Raw genomic sequence first — 22,476 nt, forward strand, 5'->3', positions numbered from 1 at the left:
TATCGCTTTTAGCACAATTAAGTGGTCAGCTTTCCATAAACACGGGTAAAATAATGCCTAAAGTGAGACGCAGAGTAAATTCCTTGACCCAAGAACGTGAAGAAAAGATGGTAAATAACCATAATTGTAGTCATTTCGACTCATTTCATGAGCAAATAGCGAAAATGTATCCAGATAAAAAAAAGTTATCTTTAGGACAAATTGGACTCTGTGATGCGCAGCAACTGCTATCTGTCATCTTATTGCAACAAAAGTCCCTTCCAGATACTCGCTTATATGTGAAAATTTTCGAATCTGATTGCTCAGCGGTTGAGCGCATAAATCTGCAACTTGCCGCGCTGCAAACTCAGAACCAGGAGTGTGAAGAACTGGCCCATGCCGATTTAAGCTTTGGCTCTGGCTCATATTTAGATATGCAAGCTGCAATTAAGCAGCTCCTAGATACTAAGCTAGTGGCGATACCGGGCTGCCAGAGATTGATTTTAAATCAAGGCCGTTGCCTTATCGACCTGTATCTCGGTGATATACACTCAAGTTTAACTAATATCCTAGCACCTGCAGATCCGGCCTCTTATCTCCATGCCTGGTTCCATACTTCAGATCAGCAATCCTTAGATGAGCAAGTATTATGGCAGATGGCAAAAGTCAGCAGTAACACCGCCTTACTATCCAGCTCGTACATAAGCCAGCAACAGGCTAACTTGGCCCAAATAGCGGGCTTTACACTGACGGACCTAACTTCTGCTGACTTTTTATCAACAGGCTCTTTATTAGAAGCTAGTGCGCCTGAAAAAACTGACCTCCCTCCAGTATCGGCTAAGTTAAATAACGAGATATCCCAGCAAGAACGCCGGGCATTGAGGCAAGCTCAGGCCAATGAGTTTCAGCATTATCCTCAGCTACCAGCAAAAGAGGGCACGATTGCAGTGATAGGTGGCGGTATTGCCAGTACTCATCTTGCACTATCCCTTGCTGAGCGAAATAAGACAGTGCAGATTTTTTGCCAGGATGCAGGCTTTAGCCAACAAGCGTCAGGCAACAAGCAAGGCGCTATTTATCCCTTGCTGACACCGGATAATGGCACCCTAAGTCAGTATTTCCAGCAAGGTTTACTGTTTAGCCGCAGACGATTAACCAGCTTAGTCGATGAAGGCTTCAACATAGCCAATCAACTGTGTGGTGTCTTGCATACTGGCCACGATGAACGCAGCCGTGGCAGAATCAACCGAATAATCTCGGCTCAAGCCTGGCCAAAAGAGATAGCTCACCGGGTATCTGCACCAGAAGCTACCAGTCTTGCCAGCATAGATATAGACCAAGAAGGCGTATTTTATCCATTAGGTGGCTGGATAAGTCCACCGGAATTTACCCAAGCCGCTTTCGATAAGGCCGCAAAAATCGCCGATGTTAGTGCCTTATTTAACGCTAACATCACACGTATCGAGCAAAACGAAGGTCAGTGGTATCTGTATCAGGACTCATGTTCTGGTTCGGGTTCAGAGAATGACTCTGATAATGAAGTTAAGCATGGCCCTTTCAGTACTTTAGTGCTGGCTAATGGCCATGGATTAACTCAGTTCGAACAGAGTAAACTCCTGCCAGCAACTGGATTCAGGGGGCAAGTCAGTCATATTCCTGCCCGTAATGAGCTGGCAAAGCTCACTACGGTTCTTTGCTCCCACGGCTACCTGACCCCAAGTAATGACCAGCTTCATTGCACAGGTGCGAGTTATGTCAAGAATCCCCAAGACCTGGACTATTGCCCCAATGAGCAGCTTGATAACCTTAAAAAGATGCAACATAGCTTCGAAGGCAAGACATGGGTCGACGATATAGATATCACAGGACACAGTGCCAGAGTCGGTGTGCGTATGGTCACTCGGGATCATGCGCCTATGCTGGGCTGCGCCCCGGATACTGATTTAATGCTAGAAAACTATAAGCAGCATCAACATACTAAGGCCAGTATCCAGTTTTGGAAGAATAATCCGGCCCCGATTCATCATGGCCTGTTTATTTTAGGTGGTTTGGGTTCGAGGGGGATAACCACGGGACCTCTGGCAGCCGAAGCGCTAGCCGCTCAGCTCTGTGGAGAGATCATACCACTGGACATGGCTACGTTAGCCTTACTTAACCCTAATCGGATGTGGATGCGTAAGCTAATTAAAGGCAAGGCACTTTAATTAGCTTAATTGAAACCATGACTCACTAAATAAAAAAACCAGCTTTCGCTGGTTTTTTTATTGCTTTACCTTGACCCGATTATTGTTATCACGGCTTTGCCTGATAAGCGCATCATTGGCTATCTGCATATTGGTCTTGGCTAAACGGTCATAAAGTAAGACGTTTACCGACGACGCCAGATTCATACAACCTATGGTAGGTACATAAACCACGGCATCGGCTTCATCGATGAGAGCTTGATCTATGGTGCCGTCTTCAGGACCAAACACATAGATGGCTTTGTCCGGATGAACAAATTCTGGTAAAGGAATCGCGCCCACAACTAAATCGACGCACACCAGCTTCACGCCATCGGTACGAGCCAATAAAAGATCGTCTGTTGCCGTCAGGGGAATATGTTGCCCAACTCTCTTGGTATCAGTATTGTACTGCTCGCCTCTGTGTTTAGCTGCGAGGGCATAACGTTTACCCGTGTATAAGATCTCATTGGCCTGATAGCAACCAGCAGCTCTCATCACTCCGCCCACATTGGTCGGGCTTTTAGGATTCACTAAACCAATTTTTACCAAGCTGGTTCTATTGGCACAAGTTGTCACGCGCTGAGCTTTTCATTCAGCTGCTGCCATGCAGAGGCGACCAAAGCAAAATCGGCATCATCTAGCTCTTTCTTAGCCAGCTGCAGACATACATCCATCTTCTCACCAAGAGCTGCAATGCCTTGTACAGCTTCGACTTCTAGCTGAGAAATAGCCACCGCGAAATGCCCCTGAAGGTAACCACTGGCAAATAGGGCATCTTCATCCCCTTTGGCTACGATATCGTCGATCCACTCATATAATGATGTTTCATACTGCTCTAACATGGTAACTCCGCTCTTTCTTTATCAACACATGCCGCTCACTGGCAGCAAGAACTCAATATTTAGGTTTTTCCGCTCAATTCAAGTCGGGATTAGCAACCTGATACATCACGTAATTATATTAACCTGTGATGGCTCAGCTATCTCAATGATACATGACGCAATTATACTAACCTGTGATAGCTCTGCTATCTAGGTTCAAGTCGGGATTAGCAACCTGGTACATAACGTAATCGTGGTAACCTGTAATAACCCGATAATAGCCACACAGATCTTTGTCTAATTCAGGGTCGCCACTATCCACAATTAAGGGCCGTCCTTCAAGTGCTTTTAACTTAGTTTTTGTCGCCAAGATGATGATATTGTCCTTGCCAACACGTTTTATCAGCTCACTGGACAACTGTTGATTACCTCGACCCAGAATATGCCCTTGTCCACCTATCAAGGTGATCACTAACTTAACTGGCTGATCTCTAGTCATATCCAATAACTGTTTGGCACCTAAGTCGGCACCAATCACTCGACTGTCCTGCACCACATCGACACCCAGCAAGGTGTTTTCAAGCTGTAACTCAGACATCAAGGCGGCGACCGTACTGCCAGAGCCCATGATATAAAGCTCATCTTCCATATTCTCTATGACTTCGGCGGCGATATCACTAAGCACCAATTCATCGATTTCTATTCCGCCCATCTTTACCGCCTGAATATACCTTGGCTCCGCGGGCACTAACATTTCACCGTAACACTTGGCTCTTACTGTGCCTTTTCTAAAAGCCACCTCATCGATATCCATCACATCGGCGCTCATCAAGCTCACCAAGTCACCATCGAGAAGCATCTTGACCACCATGCCTGAGGCATGTGGCGTGATGCCGTATACGCCTGAGTGAATTTTAACCCCAGCGGGTACACCCAGAACTGGCATATTCTCATCGGCCACACAATAGATGTCACGCGCGGTTCCATCTCCACCGGCAAACAACAGCAAGTCTAACTCTTCATTTAAGAGGTGTTTAACCACAAGCTGAGTATCTCCAGCTTCACTCTTGCCGGAAACCTGATGCACCACACGAACATCAAAGCCCATCTCCTTAGCCAAGGTTTCACCCATGTCGCCGGAAGCGGTGATAACTTCAATCTTATCTTGATAGGGTAAGATCACTTCGAGTGCCTGTTGCATACGTAATTGCGCCTTAGGCTCAGCCCCGCGCGCCAACGCTTCTTCAGCCACACCATCACTGCCCTTGAGTGCAACGCTGCCCCCAAGACCTGCGAAAGGGTTAATAATCAACCCCAGACGAAATCGAATTGCCATTTACTGTCCTTTATTCTGTTTGATACAAGATGCAATCACGCTCACCCATCAGAGTGAAATAACTCGAGTGAAGCCTTAAAGTCCTGCTTCGACTCTTTCGAATCAAGTGCTGGTTAACCTGTTTGCTTAATGCTTTTGACCTGCTTAGGTATAAAGTAAACCGCCAACATGGCAAGAAAAGCACAAATAGCCGCGCCAATCCAGGCTAAGTAGGCCCCGGAACCATCTCCCCAGATCATGCCACATAACCAAGTGCCAAGAGCCCCGCCGACCCCGAAGCTAAGACTGGCATATAAGGCCTGACCTTTACTTCTGTGATTGGCATCGAAGCGGCTATGGACGAATTGAATAGAGGCCGCGTGGACTAAGCCAAAGGTAAAGGCATGTAAGAGTTGGCTCACACCAAGCCAGATAAAGCTATCAACCAAGTATGCCATTAATAGCCAGCGGATCCCGGTAAACCCTAAACTGGCCACTAACAGTCGTTTGACTCCAAATCGGCTCAATAGCTTAGGCGCTATCATAAACATCAATATTTCGGCTAGAACACCCAGGGCGACATAGATGCCTGCCACAGCTTCTGTATATCCAGCTTGCTTAAGATAGAGCACGAAGAATCCATAAAATGGCCCCGCGCTCATCTGTAATAATATTGCCGAAATTAAAAACCAGATAATGCCTTTATCTAAGGTGAGCTTAGGCGTGTCACCTTTCGCCTTAACCAGGGCGCGTTTCGAGGGTAAAGGCAGTGTACTGAGCAGTAATCCAATAAATAACACCATGCCGACATAGGGTAAAATCTCTGTGCCCCAAACAGAAATACCGAAACCGACTGCCACGACAAAGACCAAATATCCTAGACTGCCAAAACTGCGAATGGCGCCGTAGCGGGAGGTATTTTCTCCTAAGGTTTCTAAGGTGATCACCTCAAGCTGGGCCAAAATAGAATTCCAGAAGAAGGTATAGACACACAGACTCACTGCAAGATAGGTAAAGCTGCCATCATAAAAAAAGGTGAGATAGCTTACCGAGGCAGCTGCGGCTCCCCACTTGACGAGCTGGGCACGCATGCCCGTTCTGTCGGCTACCATGGCCCAAACATTGGGGGCTATAATCCGCGTGGCCATTAAAATGGCCAACAGAAAGCCTATCTCCTGGGGATCAAAGCCGCGGTTTTCGAAGAAAACCCCCAGATAAGGCACCATGACGCCTAAGATGGCAAAGAAGAAGAAATAACAGGCGCTGATCCAGCGGAGTTGGGTACTGACTTGAGATGTTTGGTCCATGATGTCGCTTCTTATATAAAGCAGCTGCCAACGGGTTTCATCGCTGCAACAAGATAAGGGGCGCCCCAATTAGATTGGGATCTATATTCAAATTACAAAAACAAAAGAGGCGCCTCCTAATACAACAAAGCGCCCCCGAATTCATTTAGCACACATCAATCTTGATTAACGCATACCTATCTGAGGTGTTGTGCTGTGCACATCCATATTTTGTGCCCTGTGTCTAAGCAGATGGTCCATCAAGACGATGGCAAGCATGGCCTCGGCAATTGGAACGGCGCGAATACCAACACAAGGGTCATGGCGGCCTTTAGTCACAACTTCGGCAGTCTCACCTTGAGCATTCATACTCTCACCCGGGATACTGATGCTCGACGTTGGCTTCATGGCGATATGAGCGATAATCGGTTGACCCGATGAGATACCACCTAAAATTCCACCGGCATGGTTTGAAGCAAAGCCTGCGGGTGACATTAAATCTCTATGCTCCGAGCCTTTCTGATTTACCACCTCGAAACCATCGCCTATCTCGACACCTTTGACCGCGTTGATCCCCATTAAGGCATGAGCAATCTCGGCATCGAGTCTATCGAATACTGGCTCGCCTAAACCAACAGGGACACCAGTGGCTACTACTGATACCTTGGCACCGATAGAATCGCCACTCTTCTTCAGGTCTCGCATGTACTCATCGAGCGCTTCAAGTTTTGACGCATCGGGGAAGAAGAAAGCATTTTGCTCGATTTGACTAAAATCTATTGTTTCGGCCTTAATGGGACCAAGCTGAGACAAGTAACCACTGATCTCTATACCGTGAACCTTTTTGAGGTATTTTTTAGCCACGGCCCCAGCAGCCACACGCATGGCTGTTTCACGTGCAGATGCACGTCCACCGCCGCGATAATCACGTAAACCGTACTTCTGTTGATAAGTGTAATCGGCATGTCCTGGACGGAACAGGTCTTTTATATTGGAGTAATCTTTACTGCGCTGGTCGGTATTTTCAATCATTAGACCAATCGAGGTACCTGTGGTTTTACCCTCGAAGACACCTGATAAGATACGTACCTCATCGGCCTCACGTCTTGCTGTAGTATAGCGAGAAGTCCCAGGACGACGTCGGTCAAGGTCATGTTGCATATCCGCTTCATTGAGCTCGAGTCCTGGTGGGACGCCATCTATGATGCAACCTAATGCGACACCATGGCTTTCACCAAATGTTGTCACGACAAAATTTGTCCAATACTGTTTCCCGACATTCGCTCTATTAACCTCTGACTAGTTTAAAAATACTCTGAATTTGTACACAGGCCGAGATTAGCTTAAATGAGCGGCAAGTGACAAGTTTAAATAAAGACTAACTCATTCATTAGCCTTATTTATCACCAGCGCCCATTGAGACTTATTGAACCGAGATTATTCGCTGTCTTTATAGATGGCGAATAGAGATTCATTTTCGACTAGCTGATCACGGGTCAAGACAAACACACCGTCGCCGCCATTTTCGAATGCCACCCAAGTGAACGGCACATCGGGGAATTGTTCCATCAGGTGAACCATAGAGTTACCCACTTCGACAACCAGTAAACCATCTGTGGTCATGTAGTCGGCAGCATTGGCCAGAATGCGTTTAGTTAGGTCGAGTCCATCACGTCCCGATGCCAAACCGATCTCAGGTTCGTGCTGGTATTCATCTGGCATATCACCGATATCTTCGGCGTCCACATATGGCGGGTTCGACACGATAAGATCGTAATGAGGACCTTTAGGTATCGCAGAGAAAATATCTGACTCGATAGGAAAGACCCTATCCATCACGCCTAGATTCTCTATATTGATTTGTGCAACATCCAGGGCATCGGCACTGATGTCTAATGCATCTACTTCTGCCTCATCGAACTCATAGGCACATGCGATAGCGATACAAGCACTGCCTGTACATAAATCAAGTACGCGGTTAACTTGTTTATTATACAGCCAAGGGCTGAAACGATTGGCGATCATCTCGGCAATCGGAGAGCGCGGTACCAGCACACGTTCATCGACAAAAAATTCAAGCCCGGCAAACATGGCCTTATTGGTCAAGTAAGGAACCGGCAGGCGTTCTCTTACACGACGAATAATAAGCTCGACGATTTTATGCTTCTCACTGCTGGTGAGATTAGAGTGGATAACTTGCTGACCTATCTCTTCAGGTAGGTGAAGGGCATGAAAAACTAACGCTATAGCCTCATCCCAGGCATTATCGGTTCCATGACCATAATAAATATTGGCATCATTAAAACGGCTCACGCCCCAACGCAACATATCACCTATGGTACGTAGTTCAGTTACGGCTTCATCTACAAAAATCTTATCCAAAACTCACTCCAGCATAATTATTCCATTTCATTGTAACTGAACTCTATTCATAAGGCATCGGATTCAATAAAATAGCAGTATGAATAACGCCGATCATCTATATGATTTAGCTTTTATGTTGGTTTATCGGCATAAATAGTGGCTTAAACGATTTTAAGGTTTATAAAATAGACACATGAAGAATAAAGACACCTCTGATGAGCAAGATCTATTTTCATCTATGACTAAAGGCATTAAACCCTTCAAGCAAGATAAGCGTCACTTCAGGGCTGAGCAGAAAGATAAGAAAGTGATCGAGGAGAAAACTCAACAGCTCCATGCCGACAGCTATTTCTCTGATACTTATCAACCTCACCTTCCCAGTGAAGGCGCGATGCGTTGGTCCAGGGACGATATTGATAGCTTCGAGCTGAAACGACTTCGCCGAGGAGATTACCAACCAGACCTACTTCTGGATCTCCACGGTATGCGTCAGTCAGAAGCAAAACTTGAACTTGCGGCGTTAATTCAAGCCTGTGTTAAGCAGCAGAGCCATTGCTGCTGTGTTATGCACGGCCACGGCACTGGAGTCCTCAAACAGAATATCCCCATGTGGTTAGCCCAACATCCACATGTGAAGGCTTTCCATAAGGCGCCCAAAGAATGGGGAGGCGATGCAGCCCTACTCGTGCTTATCGATATTGGTGATCAGCCCTATAGAAGGTAAGAGGTAAGAGGTGCGAGGTGCGAGGTGCGAGGTGCGAGGTGCGAGATATTCTAACCAAGAAAACAGTCATGTGAACCACTGTTTTCTTGCAAGATAAACTGAATGTTTTAAATATAGCTAACTAATAGCATGTAACTAAGAGCAATGAACAAAGAGCAATTAACTGATGGTGTGTGGGGCATGTTGCCATACCAGAGTTGCGCACTCGCTATGCTTGTCTATCAATGCCACACCAGAGGTGGCAAAAAGTGGCGGTTCGATACCCGCAACCAACTCACTCACCATATAGCCTAACAAGGGCATGTGAGCAATCACTAACACTTTGTCGGCTTTATATTGATCGGCATAGGCTAAGGTTAGATCCGCAGCAGTACTTGGGGTCCCCGATGGAACTAATTCGTCCAAGACTAACCACTTTCTAGGCTCGGGGAAGTGTTTACTGACTTCCTGCCAACTTTGTTGTGCCCTCAAATAGGGGCTAACAAGGACCAGATCAAACTCAAGCACAGATTTGGCCAGCCAATTACTCATCACAGAGGTGTGATATCGGCCTGTATCGGTCAGCGTTCGTTCTCTATCTAACTGAGCTTGGTAGCTCGCTTCACCATGACGCATTAAAAATAGCTGCATACCACTCTCGCTACTCATTTTTCTCATTATATGCCAATTGTAGCCGCAAAAGTCTTAGGTACAAACCCTATTTAAGTTATTAATTAGTCGAATAGACTTAGGATCTGTATATCTTTCTGAACTGGGACTATAGATGGATAATATTTAGCCTCTATAGAGACTTGCTAAAGACAGATAAGCAGACCAAAATGTACTACTTTTTTGTTATTTACGATAAATAACTAGTATTTTTTTAATCATACTTCATAGTTAAATGTGTATATGAGCCTATTGGTAAATCAGACGGAGTCTTCTACTTGTCAGAATCCTTGCAAATAATTAAAAGTCCAAATGATCTCCGTCGATATCAGCATCTAGTTCTCGACAATGGTCTTTCCGTACTCTTGGTTGAAGATATGGAAGCGAGTCAAGCCGCTGCATCTATGGTGGTCAATGTGGGTCACTTCGATGATCCCGTTGAGCGACCAGGTATGGCGCATTTTCTCGAACATATGCTTTTCTTAGGTACAGAGAAATTCCCCGACTCAGGCGAGTATCACGCATTTATCAATCAACACGGCGGTAACAATAACGCTTGGACAGGCACAGAGCACACGAATTACTTTTTCAGCATTGATGCCGATGTTTTCGAGGATTCGTTAGATCGATTCAGCCAATTTTTTATCGCGCCTTTATTTAATGAAGACCTCGTCGATCGTGAGCGACATGCCATCGAATCTGAATTTAGCTTAAAGCTTAAAGATGACATTCGTAGAACCTATCAAGTGCAAAAAGAGACAGTCAATCCAGAGCATCCGTTCTCGAAGTTTTCTGTGGGTAATTTAACCACACTTTGCGGCGAAGTCTCTCTCCTGAGAGAGGAGCTAGTCGAGTTTTATCGCAGCCATTACAGTGCGAATATTATGACTCTGTGCCTGGTTGGTCCCAGACCGCTCGATGAACTTGAATTACTGGCAGAGCAATATTTCAGCAAAGTAAACAATCACCAACTTGAAAAGCACTATCCAGCCGTACCTATTTATCAGCAAGAGCAACTTAGATCCCAGCTGCATATCATCCCGCTCAAAGAACAGAAGCGGGTGGCGATCACGTTCAGCTTACCGGCCATAGATCCTTTCTATAAACACAAGCCACTGACCTTTATCAGCCATTTACTGGGTTACGAAGGTAATGGCAGCCTGCTTTCCTATCTGAAAGATCAAGGGTTGGCAGTCAATCTATCGGCTGGCGGAGGAGTAAACGGCTATAATTTTAAAGATTACAACATCAGTATTCAGCTAACGGAGAAAGGACTCACTCACCTGGATACTGTCATTCGCTGCGCTTTTGAATATATCGAACTGATTAAAACCCAAGGTTTAGAAGACTGGCGCTATCAAGAGCGGGCCAACCTGCTCCATCTGGCATTTAGGTATCAAGAGCAGATAAGAACATTAGATCTGGCCAGCCACCTCAGCATCAATATGCATCACTATGATGTGGAAGATTTGGTTTATGGTGATTATAAGATGGACAGCCTTAACGTTAGCGAAACCTTAGGCTTGCTACAACTGATGACGCCATCAAATATGCGCATCCAAGTCATAGCACCTGAATTAGATACCGAGCGCCAAGCCGCCTGGTACCACACGCCGTATCAGATACAGTCCATTGCAGATGAGAGACTCAAGTCCTGGAGTCATGTTCAGATCCGTCCTGAGCTCAAGCTACCCATCACCAATCCATTTATCATTTCGGACTCAATACCCCGCCCTGAAAAGAGTAAGAATAAGACCCCAGTTATTGTTTCACAAGATGAAGGTTATCGGATCTGGCACCGTAAAGATGATGAGTTTAATGTCCCTAAGGGGCATATGTACCTCTCTCTTGATTCAGAACATGCCACATCCTCCCCCAGAAATGCCGCATTAACTCGGCTTTACGTTGAGATGTTACTCGACTATCTGGTTGAATATACTTATCAAGCCGAAGTCGCAGGGCTAAGCTATAATATCTATCCTCACCAAGGCGGTATCACCTTACATCTGACAGGTTTTACCGGTAAACAGGAAGTCCTGTTATCACTATTAATCGAGAAAGCCAGAGAACGAAATTTTACTCAAAAGCGATTTGATTCAATCAAACGTCAGATTTTAAGAAATTGGTATAACCAAGCCAGATCTAAACCAATCTCACAGATCTTCACCAGTTTAACGGTGACACTTCAAAAACGCAGCTATGAACCATCACGCATGGCAGAGGAATTAGAGGAGATAACCTTAGAAGATCTACATGATCACGTCATAAAATTCTATGAGAAGATCCACCTTGAAGGCTTAGTTTATGGCGATTGGCTAGTCGAAGAAGTTAAGGCATTAGGTAATCGATTAAATCATATCCTCTCCTTGGTTTCATCACCCAGTGAAGAGTCGGCTCGTGAGCTAGTTAACCTTTCCGGTAAAGGCACTGTACTGCGTGAAATAACCGCCTCTCACCAAGACAGCAGCATAATCATATACTACCAAGCATCTCAATCGAATCCTGAAACTATGGCCTTGTTCAGTTTATTGAACCACACCATGTCTTCGACTTTCTTTCACGAACTCAGAACCAAGAGACAACTGGGCTATATGGTAGGCACGGGTTACTTACCACTGAATCGCTATCCTGGGATCATATTTTATGTGCAGTCACCAACATCCAGTCCTCTACAGCTCTTAGAAGCCATTGACGAGTTTATTGCCGACTTTAACTATGCTGTTATGCAGATCACTAATCAGCAATGGGAGCTCACTAAGCAGGGGCTTATCAATCAAGTGATGGAACACGATGCCAATCTAAAAACACGAGGCCAACGTTATTGGTCTAGCATTGGCAATAAGGATTATGATTTTAATCAGCGAGAGTTAGTCGTGAAAGAGATTGAGAAGCTGACTCGCGCCGATGTGATTAAGTTTATGATGCAGAGAATGCGTAATAAGCTCTGTGACCGATTAGTGCTGTTCACCACAGGCGATAATCATAGGCATGAAGAGCGTCTAAGCTCAGACAATATGATCACTGATTTGCGCAGTTTTAAGCTACAAGCCAATAAATTCAGCTACTAATCACTTGTGTATAGCAGTTAGCATTAAGCGTTTAAATTTCGGTTTGTAGATTTATCCCTTGGCTCTAACAACTTAGATTCAAGCTAGATCACAAACTGAAACAAGAGCGAAACCGATAGCTAAACTAAGTGCCTAAACTAAGCGCCTAAACCACTCGACTCGGCTTTGACATGTAATGGAAATAGATCCATGGCATTCAGAGCCGTAAACGAACCCCACCTACCCCCCCTCATGTCGCCAGCATTTTTTAACAAAGCAGATAAACAACTAGAACCACAAAAACTCAGTCGAATAACCCAGCCTAATGGCTAAATCCTAGTTTTTCTGGTTGGTAATTGGTGGTTACCAGGTATAAAACAACGGCCGGCAACTTATCAATAATAATTATCCCTAAGGAATTCAGCTTAAAATTTTTGACAAAGCCTTCACTTTCTGAAAAAGTGAGGTTAAATCCCTGTTGCCTAAGTATTACTGGCTAATAATTAAACTAAAATGATGCCTAACACGGTTATGAAAACAATCTCTACTCTCCTACTGGCCCTCTGTCTTTTCGGCCAGGCGCAAGCTGTTGAAGAAAAATCTGAACAATCTCCGACTAAGCAGCAGACTTCGTTTTTACTTAACTCCAGCACTTATAATGTCCCAGAAGGACTCTCACAGAGTAATATTACTTCTATAGCTGAAGACAATGATAATTATGTTTGGATCGGCACAGTTAACGGCTTAAACAAATTTGATGGTAAAGTTTTCAAACACTACTATGCTAACAGTAATCAGGGGTTACCAAGCTCTTTTATACGCAGCATACTCTTTGATAAAACTAACAGGCTTCTTGTCGGTACAGATAACGGATTAGCTGTTTATGATAAATTAAAAGATAAGTTTTTCTCAATAACCTCTAAAGAGCTTGGTCATTCAAAAAGGATTTGGTCACTTTCTGAGTTTAAAAGCGGTATTTTAATAGGTACTGAAAACGAAGTATACATCACTGACTTTGATCTAAATGTAAAGAGAAAATACCACGGAAAATTTAACGGAGTGAAACAAAGCGTTTACTTTAACGGTCACATTTATCTGAGGACATACTCAGGTAAAATATTTAAAATAACAAAAAATAATAAAATAACAAATATAATTGAAAATGCAAATGATTTGAAAATAATAAATGAAAGGTTACTTGTTTTAACTAAAGATGGAATTATTGATATATCTAAAGACAATAATAAAAATATCAATATAAACGACTTTAGTCACATAACAAAAAACAATAGTGATATTTTCGCTGTAAAATCTAATTACATTTACAAAATAGATAAAGACATCAACAATATACTCATTGGCCATTTTAATAGTAACGGAATAACTGCATCCCCTAATATAATTTACAGAGGAAAAAACTCAACTTATTTGACCGACCAATCTTTAGGGCTAATAGTTATAAATGACGACAATAATTTAATATCATCCCTTGATATAACAAGAAATAATGTATGGTCTATTAGCCATGTAAACAGCAACGTCCTAATTGCGACTGATGAAAAAGATCTTTCTTTATATGGTGATGATCTTAATCTAATTATGACATATGCAACTGAATTTTATGGTCCAAAATCTGCAGTAATGATTAATAATGATATATTTATAGCTACTACAGAGGGAGTAATATCTATAGATACAGAATCAGGAAAAACCATTACAATTGATAATGACTCATCATTTGTATTAATCAAAGACCTTAGATCAAATAGCATTATTTCAGGAACTTCTAGTGGTTACATTTTAGAATACAACTTTATAAATAAATCACTAACAAAAACCAAAATAGACGATGGGAATCCTATATTTGATATAAAAGTACATGAAGATTCTATATTTATTGCTACTCAGGGTGGGTTATTCCAACTTAAAGACAATATAGTATCGACATTGTTTAATTCTAAATATGTCGTTAGCTTAGTAGGGTTAAATGATTATATTTATTTTGGAACAGGTGAAGGAATATTAAGGTATGATTTATCATCAAATGAAATATCATTAATATACAATAACAAAAAACCAATTTTCGCCTTGTCAGTTAACCGGAACAGCATAATCGCCACTTCGATTAAAGAGGTCATAATTGTCGACACCGAAACCGACGAAGTAACTGTTTTAACCGATGACTTTGGAAGTCAAGATGAGTACAACGCTCATTCAATATTAACTTTAAACGATAGAACTTTTTTAGGTGGGATAAATGGTATCAGTTATCTTTCCACTAGAAAAATTAAAGACCATATAAAAAACACCCCACTACCAATTGCTAATTTAGAAGCCCTGTTAATATTCAACATTACTGAAAATGTTGACGGAAAAATATTAACAAAACAGTTATCGCTAACTGATAACATAAAATTAAAGTATTCAGATTACCCCTTCACACTTAAATTTAATACACCAGGAAATACTTTTGATCAAATAAACTATGTATATCAGATGGATGGGCTTTCAGATGCATGGGTTGAATCTAAGGGGTTAAACTCAGCAACATATACCAACTTATCTCCAGGAGAATATAACTTCACAGTTTATGCAATTGACCCTCTAACTAAAAATCATGGTAAACATAGAATAATCACAATTGTAATAACTCCTCCTTGGTGGCTCTCTCCACAAGCTAAATTTATCTATTTCATGCTTTCACTGATTATTTCGGGCCTGATCGTTAAAGCCATTCTTAGGCGCCGGGAAGTTCAAAACCAGATCGCAAAGTCCGAAGAGCGACTCAAGTTGTCACTCTGGGGCAGTGGTGATGAGATGTGGGACTGGGATATTGAAACCGGACAGATATACCGCTCCAATATATGGGGATCTCTTGAATTCCCTCGGGACGGCCAAAGGTCTGGAGAAGCAGGGGAAAAGAGTAATATACATCCCATGGATCAGGAGCGTGTCAGTACTGCACTTAATGATCACTTCGACGGAAAATCAGATCACTTCGAAGCCGCCTATCGGGTGAAAGGAAAGTCCGGAGACTGGGTGTGGATTTTAGATAGAGCAAAAATTGTCGAACGAGATGAGAAAGATAACCCACTTCGAATGACAGGCACCATCAAAAACATCAACAACTTTAAACATGCCGAAGAGCAGCTGAAATTATTTGAACGAGCTATCGCTAATATTTCTGAAGGCATGTTTATTCTAGACAGTGGATTTAAATTCGTAGAAGTAAATGAAGCCTGCTGTGAGCTGTGTTTAAAACCCAGAGATAAGTTTATTGGTGAGCAATTTAACTTCGACCTTTACCCCGACAGCTATTCTGCACAGATCCGTACCATATTGAATCAACAGGGTCGATGGAGTAACGATGTTGAATCTGCTAAGGGAGATGGTTCCAGCTTCTTGATGGAACTCACTGTCGATGCTATTTATGATGAGCTGGGACAACTCTCTCATTACGTAGGTGTATTCTCAGATATCTCCCGTCGTAAACAGCAAGAGGAAGAGCTTAGAAAGCTCACTAACAACGATCTGCTGACGAACCTACCCAACCGTTCAAGTTTAATGGTCACCTTAGGTAACCTGGTTAAACGTGACTCTCATCACACTCTCATGGTGCTAGATCTAGATAATTTTAAAAAAATTAATGACTCACTGGGACATCAAGTTGGTGATGAGTTACTCATCAAAGTCGCTGGACGCATCGAAGCCGCCGTCCCTTACCATACGAGTATCTACCGCCTCGGCGGTGATGAATTCGCTATCTTAGTAGACGATAATCCGGATATAGGATCCAGTGCTATTATCGCCAATAATGTTATCGAAGCTTTCGTCACACCATTCGAATTAACCTTAGATAAGGTAGTGGTTGGCATGAGTATCGGCATAGTCCTGTACCCCGAAGATGACCAAAATGAACAAGCACTATTACGTAAAGCCGATATCGCCATGTACCATGCCAAATCTGCGGGTGGCAATCGCTATCAGTTCTACTCAGAGTCACTGAATCGTAACGCAATCAGACAACTTGAAGTCGAAAACTTAATCCGCCAAGGCATCAGGGAAGATCTGTTTGAAGTTTACTATCAAGCTAAGATTAATCTTAAGAGTGGCAAGATGGCAGGTATGGAAGCTTTAGTTAGGCTAAATCATCCAGAACACGGCCTTATTCCACCGAACGATTTTATTCCATTAGCCGAAGAGAATGGCCTGATCGTCGAGATTGGTGACATAGTCTTGAAGAAAGCCTGCTTCGCGACACAAAAATGGCGGAGTCAAGGGATCTTCAATGGACGCGTAGCCGTCAATTTGTCTTCATATCAGTTCGCCCTACCCGACTTGCAACAGCGCATCGAGTCAATTTTACGTCTAACTCAGCTGCCAGCAGCGAATTTAGAACTTGAAATAACCGAAGGCACCGTCATAAAAGAGCCAGAGAAAGCAATAAAGGTGATGCAGCAACTATCTAAGATGGGGGTTAGCCTGGCATTAGATGATTTTGGTACCGGTTACTCTTCACTTTCTTATTTGAAACGTTTTCCAATTCATACCTTGAAGATAGATAAAGCCTTCGTAGACGACATAGATAAATCCGATCGTGATCTTAAGATGGTCGATTCAATTATTACTATCGCCCATAACATGGGACTCTCAGTTGTAGCTGAAGGTGTAGAAGACGCATCTCAACTTAGCATTCTAAAAGCTCTAAACTGTGAAGATATTCAAGGGTTTATATTTAGCAAACCGGTCACGGAAGCTGAATTTACTAAGCTACTCAATAAGGAGTTCATCGAGCCTGCCTTAGTACAAAGCGACAGGAAAGCAATATGAAATCAACAAAAAAATCGATTACATTTAAGGAAATGATAAAGATGGCATAACAAGTGCAATTATTCTCTCAAGTGTCAAAAAATAATAATTGGCATACCTACTGACCATGTACCTCACTAACTGATGTACAAAAACTTGAGAGAAGAAGAATATGATTAAAGTATTAGCAACGAGCATTGCCCTAGTATTATCCACTTCAACAATGGCTTTTGAAACTCCTGCGATTGACTCTAATCAAATACTTCTTGCTACTATTTCGAATGTTAGCTTAGAGCCTATTGAGCTCGTTGGTATCCAAAATATCAAGTTCAAGCCTATCGAACTCGCTGGTATCCCAAATATCAAGTTCAAGCCTATCGAACTCGCTGGTATCCCAAATATCAAGTTCAAGCCTATCGAACTCGCAGGAATCCCAAATATCAAGTTCAAGCCTATCGAACTCGCTGGTATCCCAAATATCAAGTTCAAGCCTATTGAACTCGCTGGCATCCCAAATATCAAGTTCAAGCCTATCGAACTCGTTGGTATCCCAAATATCAAGTTCAAGCATATCAAACTCGCTGGCATCCCAAATATCAAGTTTAAGCCTATTGAACTCGCTGGCATCCCAAATATCAAGTTTAAGCCTATTGAACTCGCTGGCATCCCAAATATCAAGTTCAAGCCTATCGAACTCGCTGGTATTCCAAATATCAAGTTCAAGCCTATCGAACTCGCTGGTATCCCAAATATAAGATTCATCAACCAAGAAATGGCTTAAGGTCAGAGGAGAATAATTATGTTCGATTCAATTAAGAAAGCATTAGGCCTAACTCACAAGCCAGCACGTATCAAGGTACAGCTTCCAGAAGGACTGAACCATTTAGAAGTTATACCAGCCAAAGTGTGGTGGAAGTAGAATGACCTTGTCCTTGAGCTGATATTCGTTCACTCATGATACAAGTACAGAAAAGGAGCCTAGGGCTCCTTTTTTAGTTTCTTTATTTGAGGCTTTATAACTTCTAGCGACTTCTAACCGCTTATAACTTCTTATAACTACGGATGGCTCATCAGAACTGAACCAGAGCAGAACTAGAACTGGAAGTTAGAACCTTAAGGAGCCTGAAGACTTACCCACTGAACGTCGCCAAGCATAATGTTTATGGGTATTAAATAGAGGATAGGCTACAGGACCAATAAGCAGGCCTAGCAAGGTCCAGCGCTTAATGCCAAGACCAGCACGAAAAGCCAAGTTACCCATAACGAGACCCGATATCAAGAGCACACAGATAAGGGTTACCACACTTTCTACATTTGCGAATGCTAGCACTAATCTACCACCTCATATCAAAACAGAGACACATTACATCTCTTGATAACTACCGAGTTAAGACCCGAAATAACATTGAATCCCAAAGAATGAGTTATATATCCATCAGACCTAAAGCCTCTAGCTATATAAACTATACTTTGATTTTCAGCTAACTTGACCTTAATAATACCAATCTAAAGCAACTATATTGTACAAAAAACAACTCAATAAGTGAATGAAAAACATGCGCCGATTATGTTTAGCCACAAAAAATGCGGCACTATAATACCATATTATAATGCCGCATTTTTGACCCTAAAGGGTCCTTCTAGATGAAAGCCGTTCGAAACTAACTTAAAGCGAGCTCGAAGCTAGCTGATTCAAACTTTAGGTTAGTCGAAGAAACGCTGATTGCTCTCAGCCATCTCTATCAACTTATTACAAGGTGTAAATCTGTCACCGTGCTTGGCTTGGTATTTTTCTAGTTTTGCAACTAAAACCCCGGCTCCTAACGTATCAATATAATGGAATGGTCCACCTAGGAATGGCGGGAAACCAATGCCGAAGATAGCACCTATATCACCATCACGTGGTGAGGCGATAATCCCCTCTTCCAAACAACGCACAGCTTCATTGAGCATCTGCACCACACAACGCTGGGCGACTTCAGACACTTCTGCGTTCACGCCAGGTTTCAAGCCGAGAACTTGGTAGACACTCTCGTCGACTTGCTTAGCTTTCTTCTTGGCCTTGCCAGCGTACAGATAGAAGCCTTTACCGTTCTTACGACCCTTTCTGCCATCGCTCAGCAACTTATCAAACGCAGCAGGCGCCTTAAATCGCTCGCCTAACTCAGCTTCCAATATAGGGGATATCTTAGCGCCGACATCGATTCCAACTTCATCGAGTAGTGTCATAGGACCAACTGGGAAGCCAAACTTAACCAGTGCCTTGTCAAGATGCTCAACACTCTGACCTTCAAGCAGCAATTGTGCAGCTTCATTCATGTAAAGCGCTAAAATTCGATTCACATAAAAGCCAGCACCATCTTGTACAACAATAGGCGTTTTACCTTGCTTGCGAGCAAAGGCTACCGTAGTCGCTATGGTCTCTGGCGACGTTTTCTTATGAGCGATAACTTCAACCAAGGGCATCTTCTCAACCGGAGAAAAGTAATGCAGACCGATAACATTTTCAGGACGAGCAGCAGCCTCAGCAATCTGCGAGATAGGCAGTGAAGAGGTATTTGATGCAAAAATGGTGTTCTCGCCACACTCGCGTTCGACATCTTTTACCATCTGATGCTTAAGGCTCAAGTCTTCAAAAACGGCCTCTACCACGATATCGGCATATTTAATGCCGATATACTCAGTGGTTGTGGTCATCAGCGACATGATATTGTCTCTGGCCGATGGCGTCATATGACGACGCTTTACACCTTTATCCAGCAGTTTATAAGCATAAGAAAGTGCGTTGCTAAGCCCCTGCTCACTGATATCTTTCACTCGCGCCGGGATCTTAGCCTTACTGGTCGTCACAGAGGCAATACCGCCGCCCATAAGGCCGCCACCGAGTATCATAGCCTTGTTAACCTTGCGAGGCTTAACATCACCGGCGCCGGTCTCTTTCTTCATCTCGGTCGTGGCAAAGAAGATGCTTCTTAATGCGGCCGACTCTTTCGACATAACCAGCTCGGCGAAATGGCTGGCTTCCACTTCCAGTCCCTTGGTTTTCCCCTTCGCCATGCCTTGACGCACACAGTCAATAATCTTGGCAGGTGCAGGGTAATTACCTTGAGTCTTCTTCTGAACTTGCTTACCCGCCTGATCGAAGATGATATTGCGGCCAACAGCTGTGCCTTCTAGTAACTTGTTAACCAGAGACTTATTCTCCTTCTTAGGCGCTACTTTACCTTTCAGCGCCATTTTAACTGCGGTAGCTAACAGTATCGACTCGGGGACAACATCGTCGACCAAGCCCATCTTCAACGCTTGCTTAGGACGGATCTGCTTGCCCGTGAGCATCATATCTAACGCCGTAGTGATACCCACGAGTCTAGGTAACCTTTGGGTTCCACCGCCGCCAGGTAGCAGGCCTAGCTGAACCTCAGGCACGCCCATCATGGTCTTACCGTTTTGGCTACATACTCTTAGATGACAAGCCAATGCCAGCTCCAGACCGCCGCCCAGACACACGCCATCTATCGCCGCCACAACTGGGATAGATAAGGCTTCGAGTTCGTTAAATACAATATGCCCTTGCTGTGACAGTGCCTTGGCATCTTCTACCGAGGTACATGCATCTAACATGGAAATATCTGCACCGGCAACGAAACAATCTTTCTTACCTGAAGCTAAAACTAGTCCCTTGATACTGGTATCGGCTTTAATTTCAGCCAAAACCTCAGTGATCTCGGCAGCAAACTCGGTGCGCAGAGTATTCATGGTTTCACCGGGTACATCTATCGTCAGTACAGCGATGCCATCTTCACGACGAACTAAATTAAATGTCTTTTCCATGATTGTTACTCCACTTCTACTATCATTGCTGCACCTAAGCCACCAGCCGCACAGGCCGTGGTCAATCCAGTACCACCACCTCGGCGTTTTAACTCACGACAGACTTGGGTAATTAATCGAGTCCCCGTAGCAGCAAAGGGATGACCATAAGCGAGTGAGCCACCTAACACATTAAACTTACTCATATCTATCTCACCTATGGCTCGGTTTCTGCCGAGTTTCTCTGCAGCAAACTTTTTCGAGGCAAACATCTGCATATTGGCAAGGGTTTGTGCAGCAAAGGCTTCATGCATCTCGATAAGGGTCAGATCTTCGAGCTCCATACCCGCACGTTGCAGTGCCAGCGGCGTCGCATATGATGGGCCCATCAGCATGTCTTCCCACACATCGATGGCAGTAAATGCATAACTCTTGATGTAACCAATGGGGTCATAGCCAAGTGCTTTAGCGCGGCTCTCACTCATCATTAACACCGCCGAAGCACCATCGGTTAATGGCGTACTGGTTGCCGCGGTAACTGTGCCATGTTTGCGATCGAACGCAGGTCTTAGTTTGGCATAGGATTCTAGGGTAGAATTTTCTCTAATATTATTATCACGATCAATAAAGCTTTTATAAGGCGCAATATGGGCTGCCATGACCTCATCTCTAAGATGGCCCGCATTCCAGGTCTCTGTCGCAAGCGTATGAGAACGGTGTGCTAAGGCATCTTGGTCGGCGCGGCTAATGTTATAAGTCTTAGCCATCTGCTCTGCGGTTTGGCCCATGGAAATGCCGGTAGAGAACTCAGCGACTGCTGGCGGCACCGGCAACAAATCTTTTAAACCTAAGCGTCTGAAGATAGCCAGCTTCTGACTAAATGAGCGAGCCTTGTTAAGGTCGACTAACGCATGAGCCAATCTCTTGGAGACACCTATGGGGAGCACTGAAGAGGAATCTGCGCCACCGGCGATACCGATATCGATATTACCCGTCATAATGGACTCGGCAACATTCACAGTAGACTGAAAACTAGTGGCACATGCACGGCTAACACTGTAGGCATCGGTGCTCACGTTCATGCCTGTTCCCAAAACAATTTCTCGGGCAATATTGGGCGCTGCAGGCATCTGAACAACCTGACCATATACAAGCTGCTCTATCTCCTTAGGATCAATCTGTGAACGAGACAGCATCTCGTTAACGACCATTTTACCCATTTCCAGTGCCGAAACACCGTGAAACGCCGTAGCTTGTTTAGCAAATGGAGTTCTTAAACCCATTACTATCGCAATACGATCGCCCTTGGCGTTCGTTACCTGTTGTCTGTGACTCATTTGCCGCCCTCTTCTTATTACGTTTAGCCGATATTTAGCTATTGACGCTATTATTCCGTGCTGCTTTTTAATCTGCCTGACTGTACTGCATTTAACAGGTCTGACCATTAA

Annotated in this window: 14 protein-coding genes and 1 pseudogene; 4 read left to right on the forward strand and 11 right to left on the reverse strand. The window is 43.7% G+C overall.

Annotated features, from left to right (window positions below; all coding sequences use genetic code 11):
• Window positions 1–53 precede the first annotated feature (53 nt).
• On the forward strand, window positions 54–2,183 hold the full coding sequence (gene mnmC / locus SVI_RS13620; RefSeq protein ID WP_049791104.1) for an FAD-dependent 5-carboxymethylaminomethyl-2-thiouridine(34) oxidoreductase MnmC: 2,130 nt from the start codon (window positions 54–56) through the stop codon (window positions 2,181–2,183).
• A gap of 57 nt (window positions 2,184–2,240) precedes the next feature.
• On the opposite strand, the gene SVI_RS13625 is transcribed toward mnmC, so the two are convergent.
• The 6 genes and pseudogenes from SVI_RS13625 to prmB all read right to left on the reverse strand — a co-directional run bounded on the left by SVI_RS13625 (window position 2,241) and on the right by prmB (window position 8,008).
• Window positions 2,241–2,780, reverse strand: coding sequence for an RNA methyltransferase (locus SVI_RS13625; protein WP_013052162.1), 540 nt, complete (start codon window positions 2,778–2,780; stop codon window positions 2,241–2,243).
• Window positions 2,777–3,046 carry a YfcL family protein gene (locus tag SVI_RS13630; RefSeq protein ID WP_013052163.1) on the reverse strand — a complete coding sequence of 90 codons (270 nt, stop codon included), beginning with the start codon at window positions 3,044–3,046 and terminating at the stop codon, window positions 2,777–2,779. The genes SVI_RS13625 and SVI_RS13630 overlap by 4 nt, the downstream gene beginning before the upstream one ends.
• 166 nt (window positions 3,047–3,212) lie before the next feature.
• Entirely contained in the window at window positions 3,213–4,361 is a 1,149-nt protein-coding gene (locus SVI_RS13635) for an ATP-NAD kinase family protein (protein WP_013052164.1), read from the reverse strand.
• Between the two features lie 113 nt (window positions 4,362–4,474).
• Window positions 4,475–5,647: an MFS transporter gene (locus SVI_RS13640; RefSeq protein ID WP_013052165.1), complete on the reverse strand. Its 1,173-nt coding sequence runs from the start codon at window positions 5,645–5,647 to the stop codon at window positions 4,475–4,477.
• Window positions 5,648–5,812: 165 nt separating this feature from the next.
• Window positions 5,813–6,906: pseudogene (gene aroC, locus SVI_RS13645) on the reverse strand (chorismate synthase).
• 157 nt (window positions 6,907–7,063) lie between these two features.
• Window positions 7,064–8,008: a 50S ribosomal protein L3 N(5)-glutamine methyltransferase gene (gene prmB / locus SVI_RS13650; protein ID WP_013052167.1), complete on the reverse strand. Its 945-nt coding sequence runs from the start codon at window positions 8,006–8,008 to the stop codon at window positions 7,064–7,066.
• A 175-nt stretch (window positions 8,009–8,183) separates the two neighbouring features.
• On the opposite strand from prmB, the gene smrB reads away from it, so the two are divergent.
• Entirely contained in the window at window positions 8,184–8,714 is a 531-nt protein-coding gene (gene smrB, locus SVI_RS13655; RefSeq protein WP_013052168.1) for an endonuclease SmrB, read from the forward strand.
• A 159-nt stretch (window positions 8,715–8,873) separates the two neighbouring features.
• On the opposite strand, the gene sixA is transcribed toward smrB, so the two are convergent.
• On the reverse strand, window positions 8,874–9,344 hold the full coding sequence (sixA, locus tag SVI_RS13660) for a phosphohistidine phosphatase SixA (RefSeq protein WP_013052169.1): 471 nt from the start codon (window positions 9,342–9,344) through the stop codon (window positions 8,874–8,876).
• A gap of 296 nt (window positions 9,345–9,640) precedes the next feature.
• On the opposite strand from sixA, the gene SVI_RS13665 reads away from it, so the two are divergent.
• Together SVI_RS13665 and SVI_RS13670 are read left to right on the forward strand one after the other, a co-directional pair.
• Window positions 9,641–12,430, forward strand: a complete 2,790-nt coding sequence (locus tag SVI_RS13665; RefSeq protein WP_013052170.1) for an insulinase family protein — start codon at window positions 9,641–9,643, stop codon at window positions 12,428–12,430.
• A gap of 510 nt (window positions 12,431–12,940) precedes the next feature.
• Window positions 12,941–17,239: an EAL domain-containing protein gene (locus SVI_RS13670; RefSeq protein WP_231847726.1), complete on the forward strand. Its 4,299-nt coding sequence runs from the start codon at window positions 12,941–12,943 to the stop codon at window positions 17,237–17,239.
• A gap of 268 nt (window positions 17,240–17,507) precedes the next feature.
• On the opposite strand, the gene SVI_RS22085 is transcribed toward SVI_RS13670, so the two are convergent.
• The 4 genes from SVI_RS22085 to fadI form a co-directional block, all read right to left on the reverse strand.
• On the reverse strand, window positions 17,508–17,987 hold the full coding sequence (locus SVI_RS22085) for a BspA family leucine-rich repeat surface protein (RefSeq protein WP_172634440.1): 480 nt from the start codon (window positions 17,985–17,987) through the stop codon (window positions 17,508–17,510).
• 336 nt (window positions 17,988–18,323) lie between these two features.
• Window positions 18,324–18,548 (reverse strand): hypothetical protein, encoded by a 225-nt coding sequence (locus SVI_RS13680; RefSeq protein WP_013052174.1) that lies wholly within the window; start codon window positions 18,546–18,548, stop codon window positions 18,324–18,326.
• 374 nt (window positions 18,549–18,922) lie between these two features.
• Window positions 18,923–21,049 carry a fatty acid oxidation complex subunit alpha FadJ gene (fadJ, locus tag SVI_RS13685; protein WP_013052175.1) on the reverse strand — a complete coding sequence of 709 codons (2,127 nt, stop codon included), beginning with the start codon at window positions 21,047–21,049 and terminating at the stop codon, window positions 18,923–18,925.
• A 5-nt stretch (window positions 21,050–21,054) separates the two neighbouring features.
• On the reverse strand, window positions 21,055–22,365 hold the full coding sequence (fadI, locus tag SVI_RS13690; RefSeq protein ID WP_013052176.1) for an acetyl-CoA C-acyltransferase FadI: 1,311 nt from the start codon (window positions 22,363–22,365) through the stop codon (window positions 21,055–21,057).
• Window positions 22,366–22,476 lie beyond the last annotated feature (111 nt).

Origin of the sequence: Shewanella violacea DSS12, assembly GCF_000091325.1 — a bacterium.
In the GTDB taxonomy this organism is placed as follows: domain Bacteria; phylum Pseudomonadota; class Gammaproteobacteria; order Enterobacterales; family Shewanellaceae; genus Shewanella; species Shewanella violacea.

Excerpts from the sequence above, each read along its gene's own strand:
- sixA (WP_013052169.1), bottom strand. The coding sequence starts at position 9,344 with ATGCAGCTATTTTTAATGCGTCATGGTGAAGCGAGCTACCAAGCTCAG.
- smrB (WP_013052168.1), top strand. The coding sequence starts at position 8,184 with ATGAAGAATAAAGACACCTCTGATGAGCAAGATCTATTTTCATCTATG.
- SVI_RS13670 (WP_231847726.1), top strand. The coding sequence starts at position 12,941 with ATGAAAACAATCTCTACTCTCCTACTGGCCCTCTGTCTTTTCGGCCAG.
- SVI_RS13640 (WP_013052165.1), bottom strand. The coding sequence starts at position 5,647 with ATGGACCAAACATCTCAAGTCAGTACCCAACTCCGCTGGATCAGCGCC.
- SVI_RS13635 (WP_013052164.1), bottom strand. The coding sequence starts at position 4,361 with ATGGCAATTCGATTTCGTCTGGGGTTGATTATTAACCCTTTCGCAGGT.
- fadI (WP_013052176.1), bottom strand. The coding sequence starts at position 22,365 with ATGAGTCACAGACAACAGGTAACGAACGCCAAGGGCGATCGTATTGCG.
- fadJ (WP_013052175.1), bottom strand. The coding sequence starts at position 21,049 with ATGGAAAAGACATTTAATTTAGTTCGTCGTGAAGATGGCATCGCTGTA.
- mnmC (WP_049791104.1), top strand. The coding sequence starts at position 54 with ATGCCTAAAGTGAGACGCAGAGTAAATTCCTTGACCCAAGAACGTGAA.
- SVI_RS13630 (WP_013052163.1), bottom strand. The coding sequence starts at position 3,046 with ATGTTAGAGCAGTATGAAACATCATTATATGAGTGGATCGACGATATC.